Origin of the sequence: Flavobacterium dankookense, assembly GCF_004362665.1 — a bacterium.
GTDB lineage: Bacteria > Bacteroidota > Bacteroidia > Flavobacteriales > Flavobacteriaceae > Flavobacterium > Flavobacterium dankookense.
On sequence record NZ_SNXR01000013.1, the window covers coordinates 129,613 to 156,031 of the forward strand.

18 protein-coding genes and 1 tRNA gene are annotated in these 26,419 nt (G+C 31.6%); 9 read left to right on the forward strand and 10 right to left on the reverse strand.

Going from position 1 to position 26,419, the window contains the following annotated elements:
* Window positions 1–32: 32 nt before the first annotated feature.
* The 4 genes from BC748_RS07160 (at window position 33) to BC748_RS07175 (ending at window position 3,379) form a co-directional block, all read left to right on the forward strand.
* Window positions 33–308 (forward strand): TIGR03643 family protein, encoded by a 276-nt coding sequence (locus BC748_RS07160; protein WP_133532798.1) that lies wholly within the window; start codon window positions 33–35, stop codon window positions 306–308.
* Window positions 309–362: 54 nt separating this feature from the next.
* The gene (locus tag BC748_RS07165) at window positions 363–644 is read left to right on the forward strand and encodes a TIGR03643 family protein (RefSeq protein ID WP_133532799.1); all 282 of its coding nucleotides are present in this window, start codon (window positions 363–365) and stop codon (window positions 642–644) included.
* Window positions 645–729: 85 nt separating this feature from the next.
* On the forward strand, window positions 730–2,580 hold the full coding sequence (locus BC748_RS07170; RefSeq protein ID WP_133532800.1) for a M61 family metallopeptidase: 1,851 nt from the start codon (window positions 730–732) through the stop codon (window positions 2,578–2,580).
* A gap of 85 nt (window positions 2,581–2,665) precedes the next feature.
* Entirely contained in the window at window positions 2,666–3,379 is a 714-nt protein-coding gene (locus BC748_RS07175) for a DUF4369 domain-containing protein (RefSeq protein WP_133532801.1), read from the forward strand.
* A 22-nt stretch (window positions 3,380–3,401) separates the two neighbouring features.
* Here BC748_RS07175 and BC748_RS07180 read toward each other — a convergent pair whose 3' ends face one another.
* Complete coding sequence (locus BC748_RS07180; protein WP_133532802.1) at window positions 3,402–7,406, reverse strand: DUF7948 domain-containing protein; 4,005 nt, start codon at window positions 7,404–7,406, stop codon at window positions 3,402–3,404.
* 140 nt (window positions 7,407–7,546) lie between these two features.
* Here BC748_RS07180 and BC748_RS07185 point away from each other — a divergent pair, with 140 nt between their 5' ends.
* Window positions 7,547–9,733: a B12-binding domain-containing radical SAM protein gene (locus tag BC748_RS07185; RefSeq protein ID WP_133532803.1), complete on the forward strand. Its 2,187-nt coding sequence runs from the start codon at window positions 7,547–7,549 to the stop codon at window positions 9,731–9,733.
* Here the strand turns inward: BC748_RS07185 and BC748_RS07190 are convergent.
* The 4 genes from BC748_RS07190 to BC748_RS07205 form a co-directional block, all read right to left on the reverse strand.
* Window positions 9,730–10,167, reverse strand: coding sequence for a hypothetical protein (locus tag BC748_RS07190; protein WP_133532804.1), 438 nt, complete (start codon window positions 10,165–10,167; stop codon window positions 9,730–9,732). The genes BC748_RS07185 and BC748_RS07190 overlap by 4 nt on opposite strands.
* 6 nt (window positions 10,168–10,173) lie before the next feature.
* The gene (gene rimO, locus BC748_RS07195; protein WP_133532805.1) at window positions 10,174–11,478 is read right to left on the reverse strand and encodes a 30S ribosomal protein S12 methylthiotransferase RimO; all 1,305 of its coding nucleotides are present in this window, start codon (window positions 11,476–11,478) and stop codon (window positions 10,174–10,176) included.
* Between the two features lie 110 nt (window positions 11,479–11,588).
* Window positions 11,589–13,097: an OmpP1/FadL family transporter gene (locus BC748_RS07200; protein ID WP_133532806.1), complete on the reverse strand. Its 1,509-nt coding sequence runs from the start codon at window positions 13,095–13,097 to the stop codon at window positions 11,589–11,591.
* 56 nt (window positions 13,098–13,153) lie between these two features.
* Entirely contained in the window at window positions 13,154–14,131 is a 978-nt protein-coding gene (locus tag BC748_RS07205) for a hypothetical protein (RefSeq protein WP_133532807.1), read from the reverse strand.
* 101 nt (window positions 14,132–14,232) lie between these two features.
* Between BC748_RS07205 and proS the strand changes: the two genes are divergently transcribed.
* The 3 genes from proS to rpsT all read left to right on the forward strand — a co-directional run bounded on the left by proS (window position 14,233) and on the right by rpsT (window position 16,146).
* Window positions 14,233–15,711, forward strand: coding sequence for a proline--tRNA ligase (gene proS, locus BC748_RS07210; protein ID WP_133532808.1), 1,479 nt, complete (start codon window positions 14,233–14,235; stop codon window positions 15,709–15,711).
* Window positions 15,712–15,789: 78 nt separating this feature from the next.
* Window positions 15,790–15,861: transfer RNA gene (locus tag BC748_RS07215), tRNA-Glu, on the forward strand.
* Between the two features lie 30 nt (window positions 15,862–15,891).
* Window positions 15,892–16,146, forward strand: coding sequence for a 30S ribosomal protein S20 (gene rpsT / locus BC748_RS07220; RefSeq protein ID WP_133532809.1), 255 nt, complete (start codon window positions 15,892–15,894; stop codon window positions 16,144–16,146).
* Window positions 16,147–16,197: 51 nt separating this feature from the next.
* On the opposite strand, the gene BC748_RS07225 is transcribed toward rpsT, so the two are convergent.
* Window positions 16,198–16,608 (reverse strand): response regulator, encoded by a 411-nt coding sequence (locus tag BC748_RS07225; RefSeq protein WP_133532810.1) that lies wholly within the window; start codon window positions 16,606–16,608, stop codon window positions 16,198–16,200.
* Window positions 16,609–18,330 carry a PAS domain-containing sensor histidine kinase gene (locus BC748_RS07230; RefSeq protein WP_133532811.1) on the reverse strand — a complete coding sequence of 574 codons (1,722 nt, stop codon included), beginning with the start codon at window positions 18,328–18,330 and terminating at the stop codon, window positions 16,609–16,611.
* A gap of 160 nt (window positions 18,331–18,490) precedes the next feature.
* On the opposite strand from BC748_RS07230, the gene typA reads away from it, so the two are divergent.
* Window positions 18,491–20,287: a translational GTPase TypA gene (typA, locus tag BC748_RS07235; protein ID WP_133532812.1), complete on the forward strand. Its 1,797-nt coding sequence runs from the start codon at window positions 18,491–18,493 to the stop codon at window positions 20,285–20,287.
* Window positions 20,288–20,347: 60 nt separating this feature from the next.
* Here the strand turns inward: typA and BC748_RS07240 are convergent, their stop codons facing one another.
* The 3 genes from BC748_RS07240 to BC748_RS07250 all read right to left on the reverse strand — a co-directional run bounded on the left by BC748_RS07240 (window position 20,348) and on the right by BC748_RS07250 (window position 26,413).
* Window positions 20,348–20,824 (reverse strand): hypothetical protein, encoded by a 477-nt coding sequence (locus BC748_RS07240; protein ID WP_133532813.1) that lies wholly within the window; start codon window positions 20,822–20,824, stop codon window positions 20,348–20,350.
* 172 nt (window positions 20,825–20,996) lie between these two features.
* Window positions 20,997–23,402, reverse strand: a complete 2,406-nt coding sequence (locus tag BC748_RS07245) for an alpha-ketoacid dehydrogenase subunit alpha/beta (protein ID WP_133532814.1) — start codon at window positions 23,400–23,402, stop codon at window positions 20,997–20,999.
* Window positions 23,403–23,587: 185 nt separating this feature from the next.
* Entirely contained in the window at window positions 23,588–26,413 is a 2,826-nt protein-coding gene (locus BC748_RS07250; protein WP_246014017.1) for a gluzincin family metallopeptidase, read from the reverse strand.
* Window positions 26,414–26,419: the final 6 nt, after the last annotated feature.

Sequence of the window (26,419 nt, forward strand, 5' to 3'; positions counted from 1 at the left end):
ATATCTTTTTAAAAAAAAATGCTTTTACAGAAATGAAAAAAAGTAAGCGAGTAGAACTTGACAACGAACAAATAGAAAGGGTTGTCAGCATGGCGCAAGAGGAAAGAAAGCCTTTTGAAGTTATAAAAGAAGAATTTGGACTTACAGAAAATGAAGTTACCGAATTGATGAGAAAACGTTTGTCCAAAGACAATTTTGAGCTATGGAAGAAAAAAGCCGTTGGAAGCAAGCCAAAACCAAAACCTATTATTGATGACTTTGATGATGATTTGGATAGTAAATATTACATTAAAAATAAATTTGACTAAACTTTAACTCTTGTTCAACAAGAGTTTTTTTATTTAATACCGAATTTTGTTTCTATGAAATCAAAAATTTTCACGGAACAACAAATTGACAGAATTATAGAAATGGCTTGGGAAGATAGAACTCCTTTCGAAGCTATAACTTTTCAGTTTGGTATATCCGAGCAAGAAACTATCGAAATCATGCGCCGCGAAATGAAACCTTCAAGTTTTAAAATGTGGCGTGAAAGAGTTCAAGGCAGAACTACCAAACATGCCAAACTTCGTGTAAACGGAATTGACCGTTTTAAATGCACATTGCAAAAGCAAATCACACACAACAAAATTTCTAAACGATAATATCATTGTTAATCCTTTCTTAAAATTAACAGTTATTGTAACGAATGTTTATTTTTGTTGACTTATCGATAAAATATTTTATAAAATGAAAAAAGTAATTCTGTCATTTCTTTTTACAGTTGTTCTTTCTACAAGTATTTATGCTCAAAAGAAAGCTGCAAGTGAAGAAGTAAAAGTAACAATTGATTTGGTAAATGTTAAAGAGGACAAAGTTCAAGTAACTGTTATTCCGCCAGCTTTTACAACAAATGAAGTTATTTATCAAATTCCAAAAACCGTTCCAGGAACGTATTCTACGGATAATTATGGAAAATATATAGAAGGTTTAAAAGCTTTTGATAAAAAAGGAAATGAACTTGAAACCATAAAAACGGACGACAATACTTGGAAAATCAGTAATGGAAAGACGTTATCAAAAGTTACCTATTTAGTTAATGATACTTATGATACCGAGACTGGAAGAGGTTTTGGTAAAGAAGAAGTATTCTCTCCAGCAGGAACTAATATTTTAGCAGGAACTAATTTCATGTTAAATAATCACGGTTTTGTTGGTTATTTCAACGGGAAAACTGAAACTAAGTACAATTTGACTATCAATCATCCTGAAAACTTAGTTGGAACGACATCATTAGAAGATGTAAATAAAAGCACAACTGTTGATGAATTCAATGTTGCAAGATATTTTGATGTTACCGATAATCCAATTATGTATTCAAAGTCGGATTTTGTAACATTTATGGTTGACGGAATGGAGATTTTATTTAGCGTTTATTCTCCAAATGGCGTTCATACTGCTAAATCGCTCTCAGCAGATTTAGAAAAAATGATGCGTGCTCAAAAAGCATTTCTTGGTAAAATAAACAACAACAAAAAATATACAATTTTACTTTATCTTTCTGATATGGAGAAAGATGATGCTAAAGGATTTGGTGCATTAGAACATCATACATCAACTACTGTTGTATTTCCAGAAGCTATGCCAGCTGGAATGCTGGGAAAACAATTAATTGACGTTGTTTCGCATGAGTTTTTTCATATCGTAACGCCGTTGAGCATTCATTCAAAAGAAATTCAATATTTTGATTATAACAATCCTAAAATGTCAAAACACCTTTGGATGTATGAGGGTGTTACAGAATATTTTGCTAATCTTTTCCAAATTAATCAAGGATTGATAGATGAAGATGAGTTTTATCAACGAATGGTAGGTAAAATTGACAATGCATCAAAAATGAATGATACGATGTCATTTACAGAAATGAGTTCAAAAGTTCTTGAGAAACCATACAAAGATCAATATCTAAATGTATATGAAAAAGGAGCATTGATAGGAATGTGTATTGACATTATTATCAGAGAAAAAAGTAATGGACAAAGAGGAATTTTGGATATGATGCAAAAGTTATCAGCTGAATATGGAACGAATAGACCATTTGACGATGAAGAACTTTTTGGAAAAATTGTATCAATAACCTATCCAGAAGTTGGAGCATTTTTAAAAACCTATGTAGAAGGAACAACACCAATAAATTATGATGAGTTTCTTGCGAAAGTTGGTGTTGGAAAAGTGAAAATTCAAGTTCCTAGTAATCCATTCTTAAATGGTCAAACGCCTTATGTTTCTGTTAATCAATCAAAAGAAATATTCGTTTTGCCAAATACAGATTTAAATGATTTTTTCAAATCTTTAAATATAAAAGGTGGCGATGTTTTACTTGCATTTAATGAAAAGGCTTATAACGTTGAGAATATTTATGATATGGTAATGGAAAGCCAAAATTGGAAAGTTGATGATGCTATTTCTGTTAAAATAAAAAGAGATGGAGTAGAGCAAACCATTACTGGTAAAGTCAAATTATCAACTGAAGAAGCAGAGAGTTATCAAACGAGTGATTCATCAAAACTGAAATTGAAAGAATCTTGGTTAAAAGGATAAATACTTTTTTAGCTATAAAATCAAATCCTCAATTTGTCATTCAGATTGAGGATTTTTTTTGTAACATTGCGCCAAAATTTTAGTTATGCGTAAATCGATTATTTTATTATTTAGTGTTGTGTTTTTGCTCTCATGTTCTGAAAAGAAATCAGAGAAAAACTTTGTTCTAACTGGAAATATCAAAGGATTAAAAAAAGGGACTTTATACATTCAAAGAATAAAAGATACTGTTTTAGTTGGAATAGATACTATAAAAATTAATGGTGATTCTAACTTTAAAAGCGAATTTGATTTGCAATCTCCAGAAATGTTGTATTTGTTTCTAGATCGTGGAGTAACTAATTCGTTGGATAATAACATTCCGTTTTTTGCAGAACAAGGTAAAATGAATATCGAAACGTCGTTAGATTTTTTTACATCAGATGCAAAAATTACAGGTTCAAAAAATCACCAGTTATATGAAGAGTATAAAAAAGTAATGTCGAGATATGTTGATCAGGATTTGAATTTGATACAGAAAAAATTAATGGCTTACAAAGCAAAAAAGACAGATGAAATTGCAAAAATTGAAGAAGAACAAAACGGAATTTTAAAAAGAAAATATCTTTATTCAACTAATTTTGCTGTAAATAATGGTGATTACGAAGTTGCTCCTTATGTAGCTTTAGCTGAAATTTATGACATTAATTTTAAATACTTAGATACAATTTATAAAACGATGACACCAAAAGTTGCTAAATCGCTTTATGGAAAGAAACTAACCGAATATTATAAGGAAAGAAAGAAATCTGGGAAATAAAAAAAGTGCGGATGCACTTTTTTTATCTTTTCATAGTAAAATGTCCTCTGTGAATTCTTCCATCGTTTCTTGTAATTTGAAACCAATAGTCGTCTGAAGGAAGTTGTTTTCCGTTATAATTTCCATCCCAACTTTCAAGCTTATTTAAAACTTTGATTATTTTACCATATCGGTCAAAAATTTGAGTTACAAAATTTTCTTCAAATTGAGAGAATTTAACTTTCCAAGTGTCGTTATGTCCATCACCATTTGGTGTAAAGAATTTGGGATAGTTTAAAAGATATACTTGTTTTGTTGCCGTGCCGCATTCTTTAGTATCTTTAACAGTTACTGTATAAACTCCGTTTGATAAATCACTAAAAATTGGGCTTTCTTGAAAATTAATTCCATCAATAGAATATTCATAATCGCCTAAGCCAGTTACGTTAACTGTAATACTATTTTCAAAATCAGTCCAATCAATTGTATTGATTGAAGTAATAGTTGGTTTGTTTGACAATACTACTGTAAAGTTTTTAGTTGATGAACAAATGGTTGAGTTATTATTTTTTGTAACTGTAACCCAATAATTTCCAGCTTGATTTATTATAATTGATTGATTTGTAGCATTGTTTGACCATGTATAACTATCAAATCCTGAACCAGCATCAACAGTAACAATGCCTCTTTCACAAAGTGTAATTTCATCTAGAATTGGAATTTCGGGAACATTTATTAGTGTAAGTTGTAATTGAACAATTTGGTAACAACCGTTGGACGAATCAATTCTCACAAATATTGTGTTTATTCCTGATAATATAGTATGACTGCTATTTAATTGTTCACTTGATATTTGATTTTCAGCTCCATTTATTGATTTGTAATATGTAAAGATATTTTCTAACGAATTGATTAACAAGTTATTAAAAGAAGTTAAGTTAGTGATTTCGGTTCCTTCATTTCCGTTGTCACAAATGATAGATGAATAATCATTTGCATTTAAAGTTGAAATTAGACTAATAGTTATGGGTAATCGAGTAGTGCTTTCGCAACCGTTAAGAGTTTGTGTAGCATAATAGATTGTATTATCAGTAAGAGGAGTTGTTTGAGGAAGTTCGGTTGTGCTAATAGTATCTGAAAACCATTTGATAGTATTTCCACTAATTATAACATCGTTTAGTGTTGGATTTTGAACCGCACAAAAAGATTGATTACTACCAGTTGGAGCAGATGTATCATGAATTTGAACTGCAATAGGAATTCTTGAACTTTCACAACTGTTTAGCGTTTGAGAAGCATAATAAGTCATTCCATCAATCAAAATAGTTGAACTAGAAAGTAAATTTCCTCCAGTTTCAGAATCATACCATTTGATGTTTTGCCCCGTTATAGTTAGATTATTAATCGTTGCATTTTGTTGGATACAGAAGGATTGGCTAGGATTTCCATTAGGTAAAGTAACCTGATTTATAATAATTGTTTGATTTTGTGTTGCAATATTTCCGTTTCCATCATTATAATTCCAAACAATAGTGTGACTTCCAGAAGATAGTGTGTTTACTAATGTTGTAGTGGTGCCAACTATGCTTCCTGAACAATTATCAGTAGCAGTAGGAGCAGAGAGAATTACATTACAATCAGCAGTTATTGTTGGTAATGTAGCAATATTAGGTATTGGTTTAGTTGTATCTCCAATTAAAACGTCAATAGTTATTGTATCATCACAACCACCACTTCCCGTTATACTACAAACATATTGACCAGAATTTAATGAAGTAGTATTTAGTAATGTTGGATTTTGTAAATTGGATGTAAATCCATTTGGACCTGTCCAAGAATAGCCCGTTCCGCCTGATGCAGTTAAATTCAAATTTTCTCCGAGACAAATTGGTGAGTTTGAATTTACTGAAGCTAATGATTGACAATCACGTAATTTTACAAGATAAGTATCTGGATTTGACCCAAGAGTAGTTTGACTAGCATTTAAGGTTGCTATACCGCTTGTACTCCCGTTTGTATTTCCATAAAGATAAATATCATTGTTATTGTCTATTGTTACAAAACCTAATTGTTCAGCATGACTTCCTCCATAGTATGTACCCCAAAGTCTTTGTCCATTTTGATTTAATTTAGTAAGATATGATTTCTGATATAAAGTTTTTGTTGGCATATAGCTATCTGGAGTTGTTATTCCTGTATTAATACCTGTGTAACCAGAGAAAAACACATTGTTATTTGAATCAATATCAACTCCTATAATCTGTTCTACAAAATAACTACCCCAAATATACTGCTCCATTTGATAGTTAAATTTACAAATGAAACTATTTTCGTTTCCACTCATAGTCGAGCCAGAAGGAAGTGTTTGAAAGGTTTCTTGAAATGTTCCTGGTGTTCCGATATTACTGTTTGGAAAAGCTCTACCAGTTAAATAGATATTATTGCCTTTTAATTTACTTCTTAGAGTGTATGTTCCATCAGCAATGAATGTTCCCCAAATTCTATTTCCGTTTAAATCGAATTTACCGATCATTCCACCAGTTCCATTAAAAGTTGTTTGATAAGCTCCTGGAGTAGTTATATTATTCTGACTATTATGTGTTCCAGTAGCAAATAAATAACCATCACTTGAAATATCACAACTGAAAAATCCATCTGCTAATTCTCCTCCGTAAAAAGTTCCCCAAATTCTATTTCCTAAAGAATTAAATTTTGCTAAAAAACCAGTTTCATAATCTCCTGATGAAGCTTTTGTTATTTGAAAAGCTCCTGGAGTTGAAAATGAATCTGTGCTATTGGTTCCGCCGACTATATATATGTTTCCATTGTTGTCAACTGATAAGTCGTTAATAGTTTCATTTTGATTTCCTCCATAATAAGTTCCCCATTCTTTTGCACCAGATGAATTAAGCTTGACTAAGAAACCTGATGTATATATGTCTTTTATGGGTTGATGACAACCTGTCGAAGGAATATTAGGGTTAGCTTGAAGCAAACTCCCAAAAACATACATATTGTTATCTTGGTCAATTTTCATATCACTAGTTGAAAAAGGATAATACGATGACCAAATTCTGTCTCCATTGGAGTTGAATTTTGCAATAAAATCATTTCCACTCGTGTAACCACTTGTATTGGATCCAGCTGTTGCAATGTTATTAGAGCTTCCTGTTCCTCCTGATAGTAAAACGTTATTATTACTATCAACATGAATTGAACCAGCCATTTCACCACCAGAACCGCCATAATAAGTTCCCCAAAGTCTTATTGGAACAGGATCAATAATTACTTTTTGATCATAAATGTTTTCATTTGTTGTAAATCCGTAGGTATTTTTATTGATTTTTTTATAATTGACTAAAACTTCTTTTTTTTCATTTTTGTTTTCAATCCAACTCATAGGTAGTGTTTCTTCCATTTCACCAAAACGAATTTTCATTTTGATTTTATTATTCACTATTTCAGTTTTTGTACCACTAAATTTTATTTGAATATCGTTGATTTTTCCATTAGGTCTTATTATAAAATTATATTCAACAGGTTTGGTATTGTCATCAGGAATAAAGAAAACCACATCAATATTGGGATAAATATTTTTATAAGTGACTTTTTGAAATCTATGCACATTTAATACACCTTCTGGTATGTTTAAAACATTATGATAGTTATCATAATCTGTTGATTTTCCTTCAGCCAATAAAATTGAATTAGTATTACAGTTTATAAAATCAATATCTATTCGATGGGTAATATTTTTAAAAGTAACTTCTTCTTCCTCTTTATGGTCAGGTATTACTTTAATTATTTTTTGATTGGATTTTTTTGTAAATTGTTTTTTTGTTTCATAAACATCATAGGAAAAGCCGTTTTGTCTTAACTGTACATTTAGTCCGTTCGTGTTTAAAAGATATTTTACGGCTTGATTAGATTTTCCGTTTTGGTCAACGATTTGACCTTTGTTTTCAATAAAACCATTTGATTTATTTAAGTTTTGAGAAAAACATAAATTACAAATTAGTAGAGAGAAAATAATTGATAAATATTTCATGAAGTGAAAAATGTGACTTAAAAGGTAAAAATAATATTTTAAAAATAAAACGAGGTATTTTATTGTTAAAATTTCTAGTAGTATATAATGTTTATCAAAACATACAAAATATAAAGTATTTTTGCCAAAATTTCCAACTCTTGAAAAACATTCTTCTCATAACGCCACCATTTACACAACTGAATACGCCATATCCAGCGACGGCTTATTTGAAAGGATTTTTGAACACCAAAGACATTTCTTCTTTTCAAACGGATTTGGGAATAGAAGTGATTTTGGAGCTTTTTTCAAAGAATGGATTAGAAAATTTGTTTCAAGTTACAAGTTTTAAGTTTGAAGAGTTTGGTGAAAATGCTCAGCGAATATTTTCTTTACAACAAGATTATATTAAAACTATTGATAGCGTAATTGCTTTTCTGCAAGGAAAGAATCCAACTTTAGCTCGACAAATTTGCAGTGGAAATTTTCTTCCCGAAGCTTCTCGATTTGACCAATTGGACGATATGGAATGGGCTTTTGGTTCAATGGGAATGCAAGACAAAGCCAAGCATTTGGCAACATTATATCTCGAAGATTTATCTGATTTTATAGTAGAATGTGTCGATGAAAACTTTGGTTTTAGTCGTTATGCCGAGCGTTTGGGAAGAAGTGCTAATTCATTTGATGAAATGTATAGTCATTTGCAAAACGATTTGACTTATATTGACAAAATCACACTTCAAATTTTAGAAGAGAAACTCAAATTGGTTAACCCAAAATTGGTTTGTATTTCGGTTCCGTTTCCTGGCAATTTATACAGTGCTTTTCGCTCTGCACAATTTATAAAAAAGCATTTTCCAGAGATTAAAGTTTCGATGGGCGGAGGTTTTCCCAATACCGAACTCCGTGAGTTGAAAGATAAACGTGTTTTTGAATTCTTTGATTTTATCACTTTAGATGATGGAGAACTTCCAGTTGAGTTATTATATTACAATGTTCAAATTCCAAATTCTAATGAGTTTAAAAGAACTTTTAAATTAGAAAATAGCAAAGTAATTTATATTAATAATTCTTCTCGCCACGATTATAAACAAGCTGAAGTTGGAACGCCAGATTATTCCGATTTGTTATTAGATAAATACATTTCGGTTATAGAAATTGCCAATCCAATGCACAGTCTTTGGAGTGATGGACGATGGAACAAACTCACGATGGCACATGGTTGCTATTGGGGAAAATGTACGTTTTGCGATATTTCACTCGATTACATTAAGGTTTACGAACCTATTGCAGCCAAAATTTTGGTTGACCGAATGGAGGAATTAATTGCTCAAACGGGCGAAAATGGTTTTCATTTTGTAGATGAAGCTGCGCCACCAGCGTTGATGCGAGAAGTTGCTTTGGAAATTTTGAAACGAAATCTTTCGGTTACTTGGTGGACGAATATCCGTTTTGAAAAAAGTTTCACAGCCGATTTATGTGTTTTGCTAAAAGCTTCGGGTTGTATTGCGGTTTCTGGCGGATTAGAAGTGGCTTCGGATAGATTATTGGAATTGATAAAAAAAGGCGTAACGGTTGAGCAAGTTGCCAAAGTTACCCGAAATTTCACCGAAAGTGGCATTATGGTTCATGCTTATTTGATGTATGGTTATCCAACGCAAACAGTTCAGGAAACGATTGATAGTTTCGAAATGGTGCGTCAAATGTTTGAAATTGGAATTATTCAAAGCGGATTTTGGCATCAATTTGCTATGACTGCACATTCGCCGGTTGGCATGTTTCCAGAGGAATTTGGTGTTGTTCCAGAAAAAAGTGAAATTACTTTCGCCAATAACGATATTCAGTTTAAAGACAAAACAGGAATTAATCATGATAAATTCAGTTTTGGTCTAAAAAAATCATTGTTCAATTACATGCACGGCATTTGTTTTGATTACGATTTACAAGATTGGTTTGATTTTAAAATTCCAAAAACGAAGGTTAGTCCAGATTTTATTGAAAATTGCTTGTTAGAAGAAACTTCATTTGCTGTAAAATCTTCTTCTAAAATAGTTTGGTTAGGAGGAAAGCCTCATGTTGAATCGTTTACTAAATCTAAAAAAGGGATTTCTTGGGAAATGATGAAGCTAACTTTTCACGACAAAAGACAAATATTTGACATTTCACTTGAAAAAGATAAAGCATTATGGATGATTGAACTGTTAGAAAATTGTGTAGTTCAAAATGATAGAAAAATGACTTTAGGTTCAATTAAAGAAAATTTCGAACAACAATTTGAAGATTTTGAAATGTTTTGGTTTTCAAAATCTATTGAAATTTTAAAAGAAAACGGATTATTATCTCTTTAATTCCCTTCATGAATTAACTCTTCTTTTTCTTCTTTTTTATCTTTCTTAACCTTTTTTTTCTTGTCTTTAGAGTTTTTATCTTTTAATTTTTCCAGAAGGACTTTTTGATTTTCATTTAGAATGGTATTCATCTGAGTATTCATTTTTTCATTTGAAACTTTCAGTTTCTCAATTTTGTCCTCGGTAGTTATATCCAAAGCTAAGATATATTCTCTTTCTTTCATATTTTCTTCTATAAAAGTCTTGGTTGCTGCTTCTTGAAAAGTATCTAAGTTTAATTCCTTCTTTAAATAATTTAGTGAAGTTTCTCTAGGATCAACCTTTTTTTGAGAATTATTATTTGGAATTTGGGGTGTACGACCCATTCGTCTATCTAATTGTGCAAACGACATAGATGTAATTAAAACAAAAACAATACAAAATAAATTTTTCATAAAATATTAATTTTCAGGTTCGCCATAAAGGTCAAATTCGGTAGCATCGATAATTTTTACTGTTACAAATTCTCCTGTTTTTACATAAAATTTAGATGCATCAATCAACACTTCGTTATCAACATCTGGACTATCAAATTCGGTTCTTCCAACGAAATATTGACCTTCTTTTCTATCAATAATACATTTGAATGTTTGACCAATTTTTTCTTGATTTAAATCCCATGAAATTTGAGATTGTAAATCCATAATCTCTTGTGCACGAGCTTTTTTTACTTCCTCAGGAACATCGTCTTCAAGTGCAAAAGCACCAGTGTTTTCTTCATGCGAATAAGTAAAACATCCTAAACGCTCAAATTTCATTTCTTGAACCCAGTCTCTCATGATTTCAAAATCTTCTTGTGTTTCGCCAGGATAACCGACAATTAAAGTTGTTCTGATTGTCATTCCCGGAACAGCTGCGCGAAATTCCTTTAGCAATTTAGTTGTTTTCTCTTTTGTAGTTCCACGTTTCATGGATTTCAAAATACTATCTGAAATGTGCTGCAACGGAATATCGATATAATTACAAATTTTTGGTTCGCGCTTCATCAAATCCAATACATCCATGGGAAAACCTGTCGGGAAAGCATAATGAAGACGTATCCATTCGATTCCTTCTACTTTTACTAAGTTTTCAAGAAGTTCGGCTAGGTTTCTTTTTTTGTATAAATCTAAACCATAATAAGTCAAGTCTTGGGCAATAAGAATTAGTTCTTTTACCCCATTTTTAGCCAATCCTTCAGCTTCTTTTACCAGTTTTTCAATAGATTGCGATACATGTTTTCCACGCATTAACGGAATAGCACAAAAACTACAAGGTCTGTCGCAACCTTCAGCAATTTTTAGGTAAGCATAATTTTTTGGAGTTGTTGTCAAACGTTCGCCAAGAAGTTCGTGCTTATAATCGGCACCAAGTGCTTTTAATAACAAAGGTAATTCGGTTGTTCCAAAATATTGGTCAACATTTGGAATTTCTTTTTCTAAATCTGGTCGGTATCTTTCCGAAAGACATCCCGTTACGAAAACTTTATCAACAATACCTTTTTCTTTTTTATCGGCATATTCCAAAATGGTATTTACTGATTCAGCTTTGGCATTATCGATAAATCCACAAGTGTTTATAACGACAATATTACCTTCTTGCTCATGTACAACATCTTTTCCGCTAGCTTTTAATTGTCCCATTAAGACTTCGCTATCATAAGTGTTTTTTGAGCATCCAAGTGTGATGACGTTGATTTTGTTTTTCTTTAAAGATTTAGTTCTCATTGACTTAAAAATTGGAGTGCAAAATTACGGTTTTATTTGGTTTTTGCAGTCATTAAAATAAAAAACCATTCTGAATTATCAGAATGGTTGAGAAATAGTAGCTTTATAATTTAAAAATTAACAGAGTAACTCAACGTTATATTGTTGTTGTAACGACTTATTCTGGCTGGATCTGTCATTCCTGATGAAAGAAATGCTTGGTTCATTTTTCTGTGTTCATAGTTGTAGGCTAAATCAATTTTATTTTCGCCAAAACTATATCCAATACCACCTGAATAACCAGTTAAATCGCCAAAATTTTGATCTACTTTATATGGACTTTGGTCAAAACGATAACCACCACGAATAGATAGTTGTTTGATTTTGTATTCGCCACCAAGTCTAAATTCTAATGCATTGCCAAGAGCAGTATTCATATAATTATTCAAAACACTATGCACGACATCATTTTTTGGTTTGAATCGAGTAGTGCTATAATCCTTAGTTGAAACATCCGCACTTAGTAACCCTTTTTTAGCAAAGATAAAAGCAACACTTCCAGTCCATTTACTTGGAGTTTGAATATTATAAGGTAAATATTCAATAGTTGGTTGGTATGAAGCAGGAAATTCATTATTGTCTGGATTATTTAAACTTCTTGTAGCAACACCTTGAGTTAATTCATCAGTAATTCTGTACCATGTTGGTGATTCGTAGGAAACTCCAAAACGAACATATTCTGCTGGTTTTACAATAGCACCAAGGTTAAAAGAAATTCCTGTTCCTAACGTATTTAATTGATTTTCAAAAAGAACTTCTGTAATAGTTGAACCAGTATCATATAATGGGTTTGAATTTTCTTCATATACAGTAAATGATTTACGAATGTCAACGAAATGAAAATTAACGTTTGCTCCTAAAATTATTTTATCTTTATATGAAGTGGAAAAATTCCCAGTTAATTTACCATTATAACCAGTTGTAGAAACCTGATTTTGTTGAAAATAATTTCCACCTAAAGGAATATTGGTGTAATATTCGGTGTCGTTTAAATTACCAGTTTGTGATTCAAAAATATACGTATCATAACCCAAATAAGCTTGTTGCTCATAAAAATTTAAACTAGTATAATCGTAATTTGTTATAAAATCCAACGGAATTCCTTGCGCAATATTTACAAAGTAATTTCCAATCGAATTATAAGGATTTGTTCCAGCAGAGAAAACGCTGTTGCCGAAATTATTAGTGTTCTCGTAATTTACAGCTACAGAGAATTTTTTCCAATCTGTTTTTCCAGAGTTATCTTTGAATACAAAAACAGCTCCAAATTGGTTTAAATCTAATGAAACATCTGTTTCTGATGTTTTTGTTCCAAAATAACGCGAGCTATTTTTTGTGTTAAACATTGATCCAGTAACTGTTCCGAAGTTATTGTTAAAAAATATTGAACCAGCAGGGTTTTGATTAATGGCTGATAAATCACCACCAACAGCTCCAAATGCGCCACTCATTGCTCTATATCGAGCTGTCCCTGTAATGTTGTCAACGGCTAATCTAAGTGCATCGTCAACATTTGTTTCTTGGGCTTGTAATGATGTTATTGACAACCCGATTAATAGAATAGAAATGTACTTTTTCATATATAATTTTTTCAAAAAAAATCCTATTACTTTACTTCACAGGATGTAAAATAGTTTTATCGTCTTCCGCCGCCGCCAGATGATCTTCCACCACCATAGCTTCCGCCGCCATAACTTCCACCACCAGATGATCTTCCGCCACTGTAGCTTGAATTTGATCTTGGCGAATCATTCCTTGAAGGAGAAGTTGTTCTAACACTGTTGCTTCTTGTTTGCGAATTTGAAGCACTAGGTCTTGTATTTGAATTTGTAGAATTTACATTTCTTGTACCAACGGTATTAGATCTTGTTGTAGTTCCTCTGGAAGATCCAAAAGTTGAGTTGTTTCTGCCCGTTGTTGTAAATGAATTCCCTCGTCTTCCTACAGTTGCAGTATGTGTTCTTCCATTTCCATTTCTTGAATTATATCCATATCCGTCATTTCTTCCTCTTCTTCCACCGTTGTAGTAACTGTTGTAAAAACCATTATTCCAACCCCAGTTATTTCCATACCAATAAGGATTATTCCAACCCCAACCCCAATTAGGTCCATACCAGTTATTCCATCCCCAACCAGCATTCCAACCTAAGCCGACATTCCATCCCCAATTTGGTCCATACCAACTATTCCAAGCCCAATTGTTCCAACCCCAATAGTTGCCGTACCAGTAATTATTCCAAAAACCTGCACCCCAATTATTGTCATAAACATTTACAGTGACATTTTGAGGGTTATTTCCCCAGCCTGAATATGAATTATTATATTCTTCTTGATTATTTGACGGTTCTGTACTAGAAACTGAAGAATAATTTTCTACATCTGTAAAAATTTCATTCGAATCTTGATTTAAGGAACTAAAATACTCTTTGTATTTGTTGCTGTTTGTATTGTCTGGAGTTACTTCATTAGTTTTATTGGTAGTGTCTGAATAAACACCATCATTGTCATAATATGATGTGTTTTGATAAGAACCACAAGAAAATAGGACAGCATATAAACATCCAACGGCTATCGAATTGGATATTTTTTTCGTAAAAGGAAAGTTTGTTTTCATATCAGTAGCATTTTTTATTGTTGGACTATACAAAAATAGTTAGTTTTGCTAAATAAAATAGTTAAAAAAAGATTAACAATATTTGTGCCAAAGTATTTAATATGAGCAAGAACTTAACAAAAAGAGAAGAAGATTATTCTAGATGGTATAATGAACTGGTTGTCAGTGCTGATTTGGCTGAGAATTCAGGTGTTCGAGGTTGTATGGTTATCAAACCTTATGGCTATGCTATTTGGGAAAAAATGCAAGCAGAATTAGATAGAATGTTTAAAGAAACGGGACATAGTAATGCTTATTTTCCTCTTTTCGTTCCAAAAAGTATGTTTGAAGCTGAAGAAAAAAACGCTGAAGGCTTTGCTAAAGAATGTGCTATTGTCACTCATTATAGATTAAAAAATGATCCAGACAAACCAGGAAAATTGATGGTTGACCCAAATGCTAAGTTGGAAGAAGAATTAATTGTTCGTCCAACTAGTGAAGCTATCATTTGGAGTACATATAAAAATTGGGTACAATCCTATAGAGATTTACCGTTATTAATAAACCAGTGGGCAAATGTTGTTCGTTGGGAAATGAGAACTCGTTTATTTCTTAGAACAGCTGAGTTTCTTTGGCAAGAAGGTCACACTGCACATGCAACAAAAGTGGAAGCTATTGAAGAAACAGAACGAATGATGAATGTTTATGCTGATTTTGTTCAAAATTTCATGGCAATTCCTGTTGTAAAAGGAATAAAAACCGCAAATGAACGTTTTGCTGGAGCTGATGAAACCTATTGTATTGAAGCATTAATGCAAGATGGAAAAGCGCTTCAAGCTGGAACTTCACATTTTCTAGGTCAGAATTTCGCAAAAGCATTCGATGTTAAATTTACAAATAAAGAAGGAAAACAAGAGCATGTTTGGGGAACTTCGTGGGGAGTTTCAACACGATTGATGGGTGCATTAGTTATGACGCATTCAGACGACAAAGGTTTGGTTTTGCCTCCAAATTTAGCTCCAATTCAAGTGGTGATTGTTCCTATTTTTAAAAATCACGAGCAATTTGACCAAATAAAATTAGTTGTTGATGATTTAGTTCAATCATTAAAAAAACTTGGTGTTTCTGTAAAATTTGATGTTCGTGATACACTTTCACCAGGATTTAAATTTAACGAGCATGAATTAAAAGGTGTTCCAATACGAATAGCTGTTGGACCAAAAGATATAGAAAATGGAACTTTTGAAATAGCTAGACGCGACACTTTGACTAAAGAAATAGTTTCTAAAGATGGAGTAGTGCATTATGTTTCAAACTTATTGGAGCAAATACAAAACGATTTATTCAACAAAGCACTTGATTATAGAAACAACCATATAACAGAGGTTAATTCGTTTGAAGAATTCAAGGATGTATTAGAAAATAAAGCAGGTTTTATTTCTGCTCATTGGGATGGAACATCAGAAACTGAAGAGAAAATTAAAGATTTAACCAAGGCAACCATCCGTTGTATTCCATTAGATAGAAAAAATGAAGAAGGAATTTGTATTTTTTCTGGAGGGCAATCTGTTGGTAGAGTGTTGTTTGCAAAGGCGTATTAAAAAAAAATAAAAAAAAATTATCCTGACACTTGCGAAAATAAAAAATAGTTGTATTTTTGCATCCGCAATGAGAAAGTTGGCCCGTTCGTCTATCGGTTAGGACGCATGGTTTTCATCCATGTAAGAGGGGTTCGATTCCCCTACGGGCTACAAAATTTATTTAATTAAGAAAAAGAAAAAATGGCAAATCATAAGTCAGCTTTAAAAAGAATTAGAAGTAACGAGAAAAAAAGAGTGTTAAACAAATACCAACACAAAACTACTCGTAATGCTATAAAAGCGTTAAGATTGTCAACTGACAAATCTGATGCTGCTACAAAATTATCAGCTGTGGTTTCTATGATTGATAAATTAGCTAAGAAAAATATCATTCATGATAACAAAGCTTCAAACTTGAAATCAAAATTAACTAAGCATGTTTCTAGTCTTGCGTAATTAATTAATTCATATTATAAAAAAAGCACTCATTTGAGTGCTTTTTTTGCTTTATATTTTACCCTTCAAACTTTCTAGAATTTCTTTTGTAATCGGTTTAGATAAAAAGCCGATTACCATTGGATAGTTTTTTGATTTTTCCACATCACTAGGATCTATAGTGGATGATAATACTATGAATTTTGAGTTTATAAATGTTTCATTGTATTTTTTCTTAAAATAACTGTCCAGAAATTCCCAACCGTTCATAATGGGCATATTTAAATCTAAAAAAATCAATTCTGGGTATATGGTGTTTGTGTTGTTTTTAAACACCTCAATTAGGTTGTCAAAATAAAGTAAAGCTTCTTCACCATTTTGAGCTACGTCAATTTCTTGGGCAAATTCTACCTTCTCGATGACTTTTTTACAAAGCATCAAAGTGATTGGATCATCATCAACACAAAATACTTTTTTTATCATTTAATTGTTTTTAAAAGTGATTGTAAAGGTAGTTCCTTTTCCAACTTCACTTTCTACATCTATACTTCCGTTCATGGATTCTACTTGAGATTTTACTAAATACAAGCCTAATCCTTTGCTGTCTGGATGGTTGTGAAATCTTTGATACAGTCCGAAAATTTTATTTTTGTTTCTTTCCATATCAATTCCAATTCCGTTGTCTTTAAAACTCAAAATTATATTGTCATCAACTACTTTTGATGTTATTGTAATTTTTAATTGTTTATTTGGAGACTTATATTTAATTGAATTCGTGAGTAAATTTAAAAAAATACTTTCTAAATATGATTTATTTGAGTTTAAAATTGATAATTCATCTAGTTCAATTTTTAATATTGGTTTATGAATGCCGATTAGAAAGCTCAATTGATTGAATACATTTTCAAATACTTCTTTTATTAAAACCTTTTCCTTGTTTATGGATGGATTGTCCTTAATTATAATAACTTTAACTAAATCATTTATAGTTTCATTTAGAAGATGTGTTGACGTTGAAAATCCGTTTATTATTTCTTTTAATTCTGGATTGTCAATTGGAATATCATCAACAAGGTTTAAAAGTCCAGTTAAATTTGATAATGGTGCTCTTAAGTTATGTGAAGTGATGTAGGAGAATTGTTTTAAATCATTATTGTTTTGAGTTAATTCTCTAATGAGTTGTTCGCGTTCTTTTTCTTTTTCCTTTTCGATTGTAACGTCTCTTTGAATTGAAATCCAATGTGAATGATCTCCTGCTTTGTTGGTTACTGGCATCATCGAGAAATTAATCCAAAATTCGGTTCCGTCCTTTCTATAGCTTATAGTTTCAATAGTAAATCCTTTATATTGAAGGATATTGGTTCTTATTTTATCTAGTTGTAAAACATCTGATTTTTCACCAAAAAGAATTAAAGGTGATTTTCCAATTGCATCTTCGGCATCATATCCTGTTATTTTAGTAAATGCAGAGTTTACAAAAAGTATGTTTGGAATTGAATTTTCATCAAGAGTAATTCCAGTGATCATAATGGCATCTTTAGATTGCGTAATCACAGTTTCTAATAAACGTAGGCGCTGTTCTTCCTCTTTTTCTTTAGTGACATCTTGAATTGCTCCAATCATTCGAATGGGTTTGTCGTCTTTGTCTTTTATTAAAAAACCTCTGTCAAGAACATATTTAAAACTACCATCAGCACACATAAATCGGTATTCATCTTGCCATCTTTCTGTTCTTTGCTCAATGAAAGAATAGAGTTTTATAGACATTCTAAGCGTATCTTCGGGATGAATCTTACTAAACCACCAAGTTGAGTTTTTTCCGATTTCTTCTTTTCTATATCCAAAAACTCCTTGAATTCCCTTATTCCAAACCATTTGGTCTTCTTCCAATTTCCAATCCCAAATTGTATCACTGGTAGCTTTTGCAACTATGTCATAACGTTCTTTCGACTCGATGATTTCACGGTTAGTGTTTTTTAATTTTTTTAAAACATTTCGATTGTGTTTTTCGTTTTGACCAATTAAAAATTTAAAAACAAGTGCAGAAATTAAGATTAATACAACATCTTTTATATAGTTATAATACTCTAATTTTTCAATAGAAGAAATAGTGAAATATCCAAATACTAGCTTATGTGCAACATAAGCCACAATAATTAATATAACAACATAGGCTAATGTTATTTTATTGGAATTATTTTTCATTACTCCAAATATAGACAAATTCGAATTAGTAAAAAATTTTACTTGAAACTTATTGATGTTTTTTTTAAACTATCTCACTTTTAAATAATTGTAAACTAAATTAGGTTTCATTTTTTATATCAAATAAAAGTGTACCTTTGCACCTTCAAAAAAAACACAGATGGAATCTATTAGAAACATTGCTATTATTGCTCACGTTGACCACGGTAAGACTACTTTGGTTGATAAAATTATGTATCATTGTCAGTTATTTCGTGAAAACGAAAACACAGGTGATTTAATTCTTGATAATAACGATTTAGAGCGTGAACGCGGTATTACTATTACATCAAAAAATGTTTCGGTAACGTATAAAGGAACTAAAATTAATATTATTGATACTCCAGGTCACGCGGACTTTGGCGGAGAAGTAGAAAGAGTATTGAACATGGCCGATGGTGTTTGCCTTTTGGTAGATGCTTTTGAAGGTCCAATGCCACAAACTCGTTTTGTTTTACAAAAAGCAATTGATTTAGGTTTAAAACCTTGTGTGGTTATCAATAAAGTTGATAAAGAAAACTGTACTCCTGAAGAAGTTCATGAAAAAGTTTTCGATTTAATGTTTGAATTAGGTGCTGAAGAATGGCAATTAGATTTCCCAACAGTTTACGGTTCTGCCAAAAACAATTGGATGTCTGACCATTGGGAAAATCAAACTGATAATATTGAGCCATTATTAGACATGGTAATTCAAAATGTTCCTGCTCCAAAAGTATCAGAAGGAACACCACAGATGCTAATTACTTCATTAGACTTTTCAGCATTTACGGGTCGTATCGCAATTGGACGTCTAGAAAGAGGAGTTTTAAAAGAAGGAATGCCAATTTCTTTAGTAAAAAGAGATGGTACAGTGATGAAATCTAGAATAAAAGAATTGCACACTTTTGAAGGTCTAGGGCGTAAAAAAGTATTAGAAGTTATAGCAGGTGATATTTGTGCAATTGTTGGAGTAGAAGGTTTTGAAATTGGTGATACTATTGCTGATTTTGAAAATCCAGAAGCTTTGCAAACTATTGCTATTGACGAACCTACAATGAGTATGTTGTTTACTATCAATGACTCACCTTTCTTTGGTAAAGAAGGTAAATTTGTAACTTCTCGTCACATTAGAGACAGACTGACTAAAGAATTAGAGAAAAATTTAGCCATGAAATTGGGCGAAACCGATTCGGCTGATAAGTTTATGGTTTTTGGTCGTGGAGTTCTTCATTTATCTGTACTTATTGAAACAATGAGAAGAGAAGGGTATGAATTGCAAATTGGTCAACCACAAGTTATCATTAAAGAAATTGATGGTGTAAAATGTGAACCAATAGAAGAATTAACAATCGATTTACCTGAAACACTTTCTGGAAGAGCAGTGGAATTTGTTACGCAGCGAAAAGGTGAAATGCTAAGTATGGAAACTAAAGGTGAACGTATGATTATCAAATTTAATATTCCATCTCGTGGAATTATTGGATTGCGTAATCAATTGCTTACTGCTACAGCTGGAGAAGCAATTATGGCACACCGTTTTATTGGATATGAACCATATAAAGGAGAAATTGCTGGTCGTAACAAAGGATCGTTAATTTCTATGGAAAAAGGGAAAGCTATTCCTTATTCTATCGATAAATTACAAGATCGTGGTAAGTTTTTTGTTGAACCAAATGCTGAAATCTATGAAGGTCAAGTAATTGGTGAAAACTCTCGTGGTGATGATATGTGTGTAAACGTAACTAAAGAGAAAAAACAATCTAACGTTCGTTCTTCTGGAAATGATGAAAAAGCTAGAATTATTCCGCCAATTATTTTTTCTTTGGAAGAAGCTTTAGAGTACATTCAAAAAGATGAATATGTAGAATGTACGCCAAAATCTATTCGTTTAAGAAAAATCTATCTTACTGAAACGGATAGAAAAAGATATAAGATATAATTTATAGATTTAAATAGTACAAAAAAACCATCTGTGAAAATAGATGGTTTTTTTGTTTTTTTAAAAGGGCACTGGTTTTACTTCTTTTGTGTTAATAGCTGAAACTTTGTTTTCAGAATTGATTGTCACAAATAGTTCTCGTTTATAGAGTTTCTTTTCATAATCAATAGCATATCTAAAAACGTATTCGTTTAAAAAGGTGTCATGTTTAACATCAATTAAGTTAATACCGATGAATTTTCCGTTGCGTTGGTTTATTTTTTTGCAGGTAGCAGCAATTTTTTCTACTGTGGCATTTGCAATAACTTTATCCGTAGCCTCGGATTTAGAAAAAGCTTTAAATTTTGAAGTTGAGCACGTTTCTAATAATCGTTTACCCAAATCGTAAGCGCGATCCTTTTTTAGGTTATCAACTTCCGTAGGTTTTAAAATAACAATTTTTTCTTCTATTGGTTTATTATCGCTATCAGATGTTGCTTTTTTACTCTTGCATGATGCGATAACCAAAACCATAGCAAGTAAAACTATTTTTTTCATAACGTCATGTTTTGTATTGATAAATTGAATAACGTTAAAGATAGTTTTATAGTATGTGAAAAGTCGTAAAGTTTTAGATTTTAACATTCCATACTGTTTATTTTAACTCATTTTAATAATAGCAAATAGTCTTTAAACATAAAAAAAGGAACCAAATTTGGTTCCCTTATTTTTAATATAAACTTGAATATTTTTCAGGCATTGCTTCGTGCATGATGGCGTAAATTTTCTCAAAAACATCTTCAGCTGAAGGTTTTGAAAAATAATCACCATCTGTTCCATAAGCTGGTCGATGCGCTTTAGACGCCAACGTTTGTGGTTGACTATCTAAAAACTGATAAGCATTTTGTTCATCAATTACTTGTTGAAGAATAAAAGCACTTGCACCTCCAGGAACGTCTTCGTCAACAACTAACAATCTATTAGTTTTAGCAACGCTTTTAGCAATATCATGCTTGATGTCAAACGGTAGAAGCGACTGTGCATCAATTATTTCTACGTCAATACCAATTTCTAAAAGTTCTTTTGCGGCTTGTTCAACTATTCTAAGTGTTGAGCCATAAGAAACAACTGTAATATCACTTCCTGATTTTATAGTTTCAACAGCTCCAATTGGTGTTTTAAATTCACCCAAATTGGTTGGCATTTTTTCTTTTAATCGATAACCGTTTAAACATTCGATTACTAATGCTGGTTCGTCAGTTTCTAACAATGTATTATAAAAACCTGCAGCTTTGGTCATATTTCTTGGTACTAAAACATGAATACCTCGAATAGCATTAATTATCATTCCCATTGGCGAACCTGAATGCCAAACACCTTCAAGTCGATGTCCACGAGTTCTAATAATCAAGGGTGATTTTTGTCTTCCGTGAGTTCTATATTGCAATGTTGCCAAATCATCACTCATAATTTGAATAGCATACAACAAATAATCTAAATATTGAATTTCGGCAATTGGTCGTAAACCACGCAATGCCATTCCAATTCCTTGACCAAGAATGGTTGCTTCACGAATTCCTGCATCGGCAACACGAAGTTCTCCATATTTTTCTTGCATTCCTTCGAGACCTTGGTTTACATCACCAATATTTCCAGCATCTTCTCCAAAAATCAAAGCTTCAGGATATTTGCTAAAAATAGCATCAAAGTTATCACGCAATACTAAACGAGCATCTACTTCTTCGGCAGTTTCGTCATAGGTTGGAGCTACAGTTGTTGCCGCCAAAACATTTTTGTCTGATTGTGAAAAAAGGTGAGAACTGAATTTTGGCTGGATTTTTTCTATGTAATTTGTTATCCAACTAGCTAATTTTTCTCTTCCATTTTCGTTTATAACCAAACGCAAAACCTTACGAGCTGTTGTGATTATATCTTTGCGAATAGGTTCTTTAATCGACGCTAAATCACTAGCTTGTTTTTCAATAAAAACTTTATTTGCACTTGACGAAGCTATTGAATTCAGCAATGCCACTAATTCGTTTTGTTCCTCTTTTATTGGAGAAACAAACGCATTCCAAGCTGCTTTTTTACCTTCTAAAACTTCTTTTCTTGCAGTTTCATCAATTTCATCTAATTCTTCAGCTGTTGCCAAATTATTGTCAACTAGCCAATTACGCATTTGTGCTAAACAATCAAATGTTGCTTCCCAAGCCAAGCGTTCGGCATTTTTATAGCGTTCATGACTTCCAGAAGTCGAATGACCTTGTGGCTGTGTTAATTCGTCAACGTGAATTAAAACAGGAACATGTTCCTCGCGTGCTATAGCTGATGCTTTTTCGTAAGTGGCAACTAATGATGGATAATCCCAACCTTTTACCGTTAGAATTTCAAAGCCATTGTTTTCGTTATCACGTTGAAAACCTTTAAGAATTTCAGAGATACTTTCTTTAGTAGTTTGATATTTTGCATGAACTGAAATACCATATTCATCATCCCAAACACTCATAACCATTGGAACTTGTAAAACTCCTGCAGCATTAATGGTTTCAAAAAATAATCCTTCGGATGTTGATGCATTTCCAATTGTTCCCCAAGCAACTTCGTTTCCTTCATTAGAAAAATTAGTTAGGCTTTCTAAACCACGAACGTTTCTATATATTTTTGAAGCTTGTGCTAATCCTAATAATCTGGGCATTTGTCCTGCTGTAGGTGAAATATCAGCACTAGAATTTTTTTGTTCGGTTAGATTTTTCCAATTACCGTTTTCGTCTAACGAATGGGTTGCAAAATGACCACCCATTTGCCTTCCAGCACTCATTGGATCAAAATTTAAATCAGTATGACCATACAAACCAGCAAAAAACTGCTCAATAGTTAATTGACCAATCGCCATCATAAAAGTTTGGTCGCGATAATAACCTGATCGGAAATCACCGTTTTGAAATGCTTTTGCCAAAGCTAATTGTGGCACTTCTTTTCCATCACCAAAAATTCCAAATTTTGCTTTACCAGTTAAAACTTCTTTTCGTCCTAACAAACTACATTCGCGGCTAATTCGGGCAATTCTATAATCATTTAAAACTTCGGCTTTAAAATCTTCAAATGTGATTTCGGATTTGAGTTGTGGTTCAATCATAACTGAATTTATTTCTAGATGTAACAAATTTAGCTAAAAAGAAGTAATAATTATAATTCTTTGAAAAAAATATAATTTAAGTATCGATAAGGAATAGGTTGTATATAGCTTTAATTTTATATTTAATTCAATTAAAAGCTGTATTTATAGTAAATAATTTAATTTTAAGGATTGTTTTGCACTTATTAGAACCATTTTCTTGTAAATAAAGTAACTAGCGCTTCTGGATTAAATGTAATTATAAAACGTATTTTTTCTCCGTAATTTTGTTGACCAACTTCCCAACCATTGCTGGAATGAACAGGAAGATAAAGTTCAAAATAATCGGTCACTAAATTTAGGCGAATGCCGCTACCGTAAACAAATTTTGTTGGAATATCTTTATTCTTAAAAGCACCAAAATCACTGTAAACTTCTATCCAGTTCCAAATGTTACAACTGATATTTGTTGTTGCCATCCAGCGGTTGGCAAAACGAGTTTCGAAAACAGATTTAAAAAAACCATCAGAAACAATAGATTGCTGACTAAACAATCCAGTACTTTCGGAACGACCAAGATATTCACTTTCAAATAGATAGTCTGTTGGTCTGTCCAATCCAAAATCAAAGAAACTTGATTTAGTGTTGTTGTATAAAAATGTTCCAGCAAATAGACGAACATTCAATTGTCTATTATTATTGAATAGTTTTCGGTATTGTATTTCGCCTTGAAGTTTTCCAAAATCTTTTGCGAATTGTGTTTCAGTTAGAAAATTATAATGGTTTGTTATTTCGGTTCTTCCGTTATAATATTTTGCTGAAAAAACAGAATAATTCTCCGTATTTTCTTCTGTCGTAAAATCTGATTTTTCTCTGTCAATAATGGTTTGTTTGACGATGATATTTTGAGTTTTATTGTCTCTATAATCATCAGGTCGTATTCTAAAATATATTGCGGGCATTAATTTTATATACGCAGCTTCAGGAGCATAATGCAAATAATGTCCGTTCAGCAAATAGCGAATGTGGTATAAATTACTATCACGATTAAACTGATTGAAGAAAATGGTTCCTCTTCCAGTTAGTTTTTGTGTTTTTGTAGAATAACTTGGGTTAACATCAAAAATGAATGGTTTGTCTAAAATGGTTTTGTTATGAAAGCGCATTCCAGGATAAAAACCGTCATAAAGATTAAATTCTAAAGTTGGAATATAAACGATTTGGTTGTAATTTGGATCTTCTAAATCTTTAAAAAATATAAATTTTATTGGTCTGTTGCTCAATCGGAAACCTTTCAGCGAACGCCAATTATTTCTCAGATTAAATTCGGGAACTTCGTTTTTATAATTGATGATTATTTTGTCTGCATTGTTTTTAGAAATAGTATAAATACTGTCTTTTGGTAAAGCATCAATCCATTTTTTAAATACGATTTCTTTCTTTTTTGTGCCATAAATTGGAATTGGAACATGGGTTTCCGTTTTGTTTTTTAATCGAAAACGAATACTGTCATTAGTTTTTGAAACCATGTCAAATTTATAGTCAAATGTTTCTCTTGAGTTGATTATTTTATCAAAAAACCAATCTATTTTTTTTGTAGAATTCTGTTTTAGAAGTTGTTCAAAATCACTTGAAACACTTTGTTGCTTTAAATTTAGAGAATAAAATTCTGGAATTATTTTGTCGACCAAACCATTTTCAGAATATTCATTTAAGTATTTTAAACTCAAACCTGCGCGATATTTTGAAGCGATTTTTTCATTGAATTTTATCAGTTTGTCTTTTGGCATATTTAATGGTTGGTCTAAATTTTTTCGTGCCATCAGCATATAAAAATAACTGTATTGACCATTAAAATCTAAACTCACTAAGTTGTAACCTCGGAAGATTTTTAATTTTGCTACATTTCCCATCATAGCAGTTCCAGGATGAAATTCATCAATATATTTCATCATTAAATAAACCTGAATTCCATCATAAATCCAGTTGTCATTCCTTGGATTTAGGTTGATTGTGCTGTGAATGTAATTGTTCAAATAGGTTTTTAAAAACTTTATTTCATATAGAAATTGATCAGGAAATGGTGCAATAAAAGCTGGAAGCTGATTCAAGCCATAAAATGGATTTCTTTCATAATCTGCTTTGGCAACTACTATTTTTTGATTGGGATAATTGCCTAATTTTTCTTGAACCCAATTAGCAATTTTATCAATTACAATGGCACGTTGAATGTCATCAACACGTTCATCTCTGAAATTAGTTACAACTTCAATTTTTTCATTTTTAAAACTTTCAAATTCGTTTTTTGTACCAATTAAGAGTTTAAAAGCTAAACGATTTTTACCTGAAAAATGATATTTTTTTTGATTATTTATTACTTCTGATTTCACTTCATCCAAATCTGAAAAAGCTTCAAGATTTTGGGTTGTTGTTACATGAAGTTCATAATCACAGACAGCATTAGTAATATCATCAAGGTTGTGATTATTGTTTTTTACAAAACCATGATTTTCATATCGAGCTGGCGATAAAAACCAATCTTTTAGATAGATTTTTCCATTGTCGTCATAGCCATATTTTGTAAATTGACCACTTGGAATTTTGACTGAATAGGTTAGAAGTATTTTGATTTTTTCATTTGGAAAAAGTTTTTCTCTTAATCTAATTTGAATAACATCAGCACTGTTTTCATCACGTTCCCAAGTTAAAAATGATTTTTCCTCGTTCAGTATAGTAATATTCTCGGTTCTTCCACGTTCTTTCTCGCTAGCAAGATGAAAGCCGCGTTCAAATTCATCAGCAAATCGCTTTCCAATTTCAGAATTTTTATCGCCATAAGCATTCATCCAATCATTGAGCACGATATTATTTAAAGTATCATTGGTTTGATTGAAAAAAGTCAACTCTTGAACTACAGAAATCGTTTTATTTTCATGATTGATTTCTGCAATAATATTGCATTGATGTTGTGCCAATGAAATCATTGGCAACAACATAAAACACAGAGCAACTATTTTGCAAATTGATTTCAAAAAAAG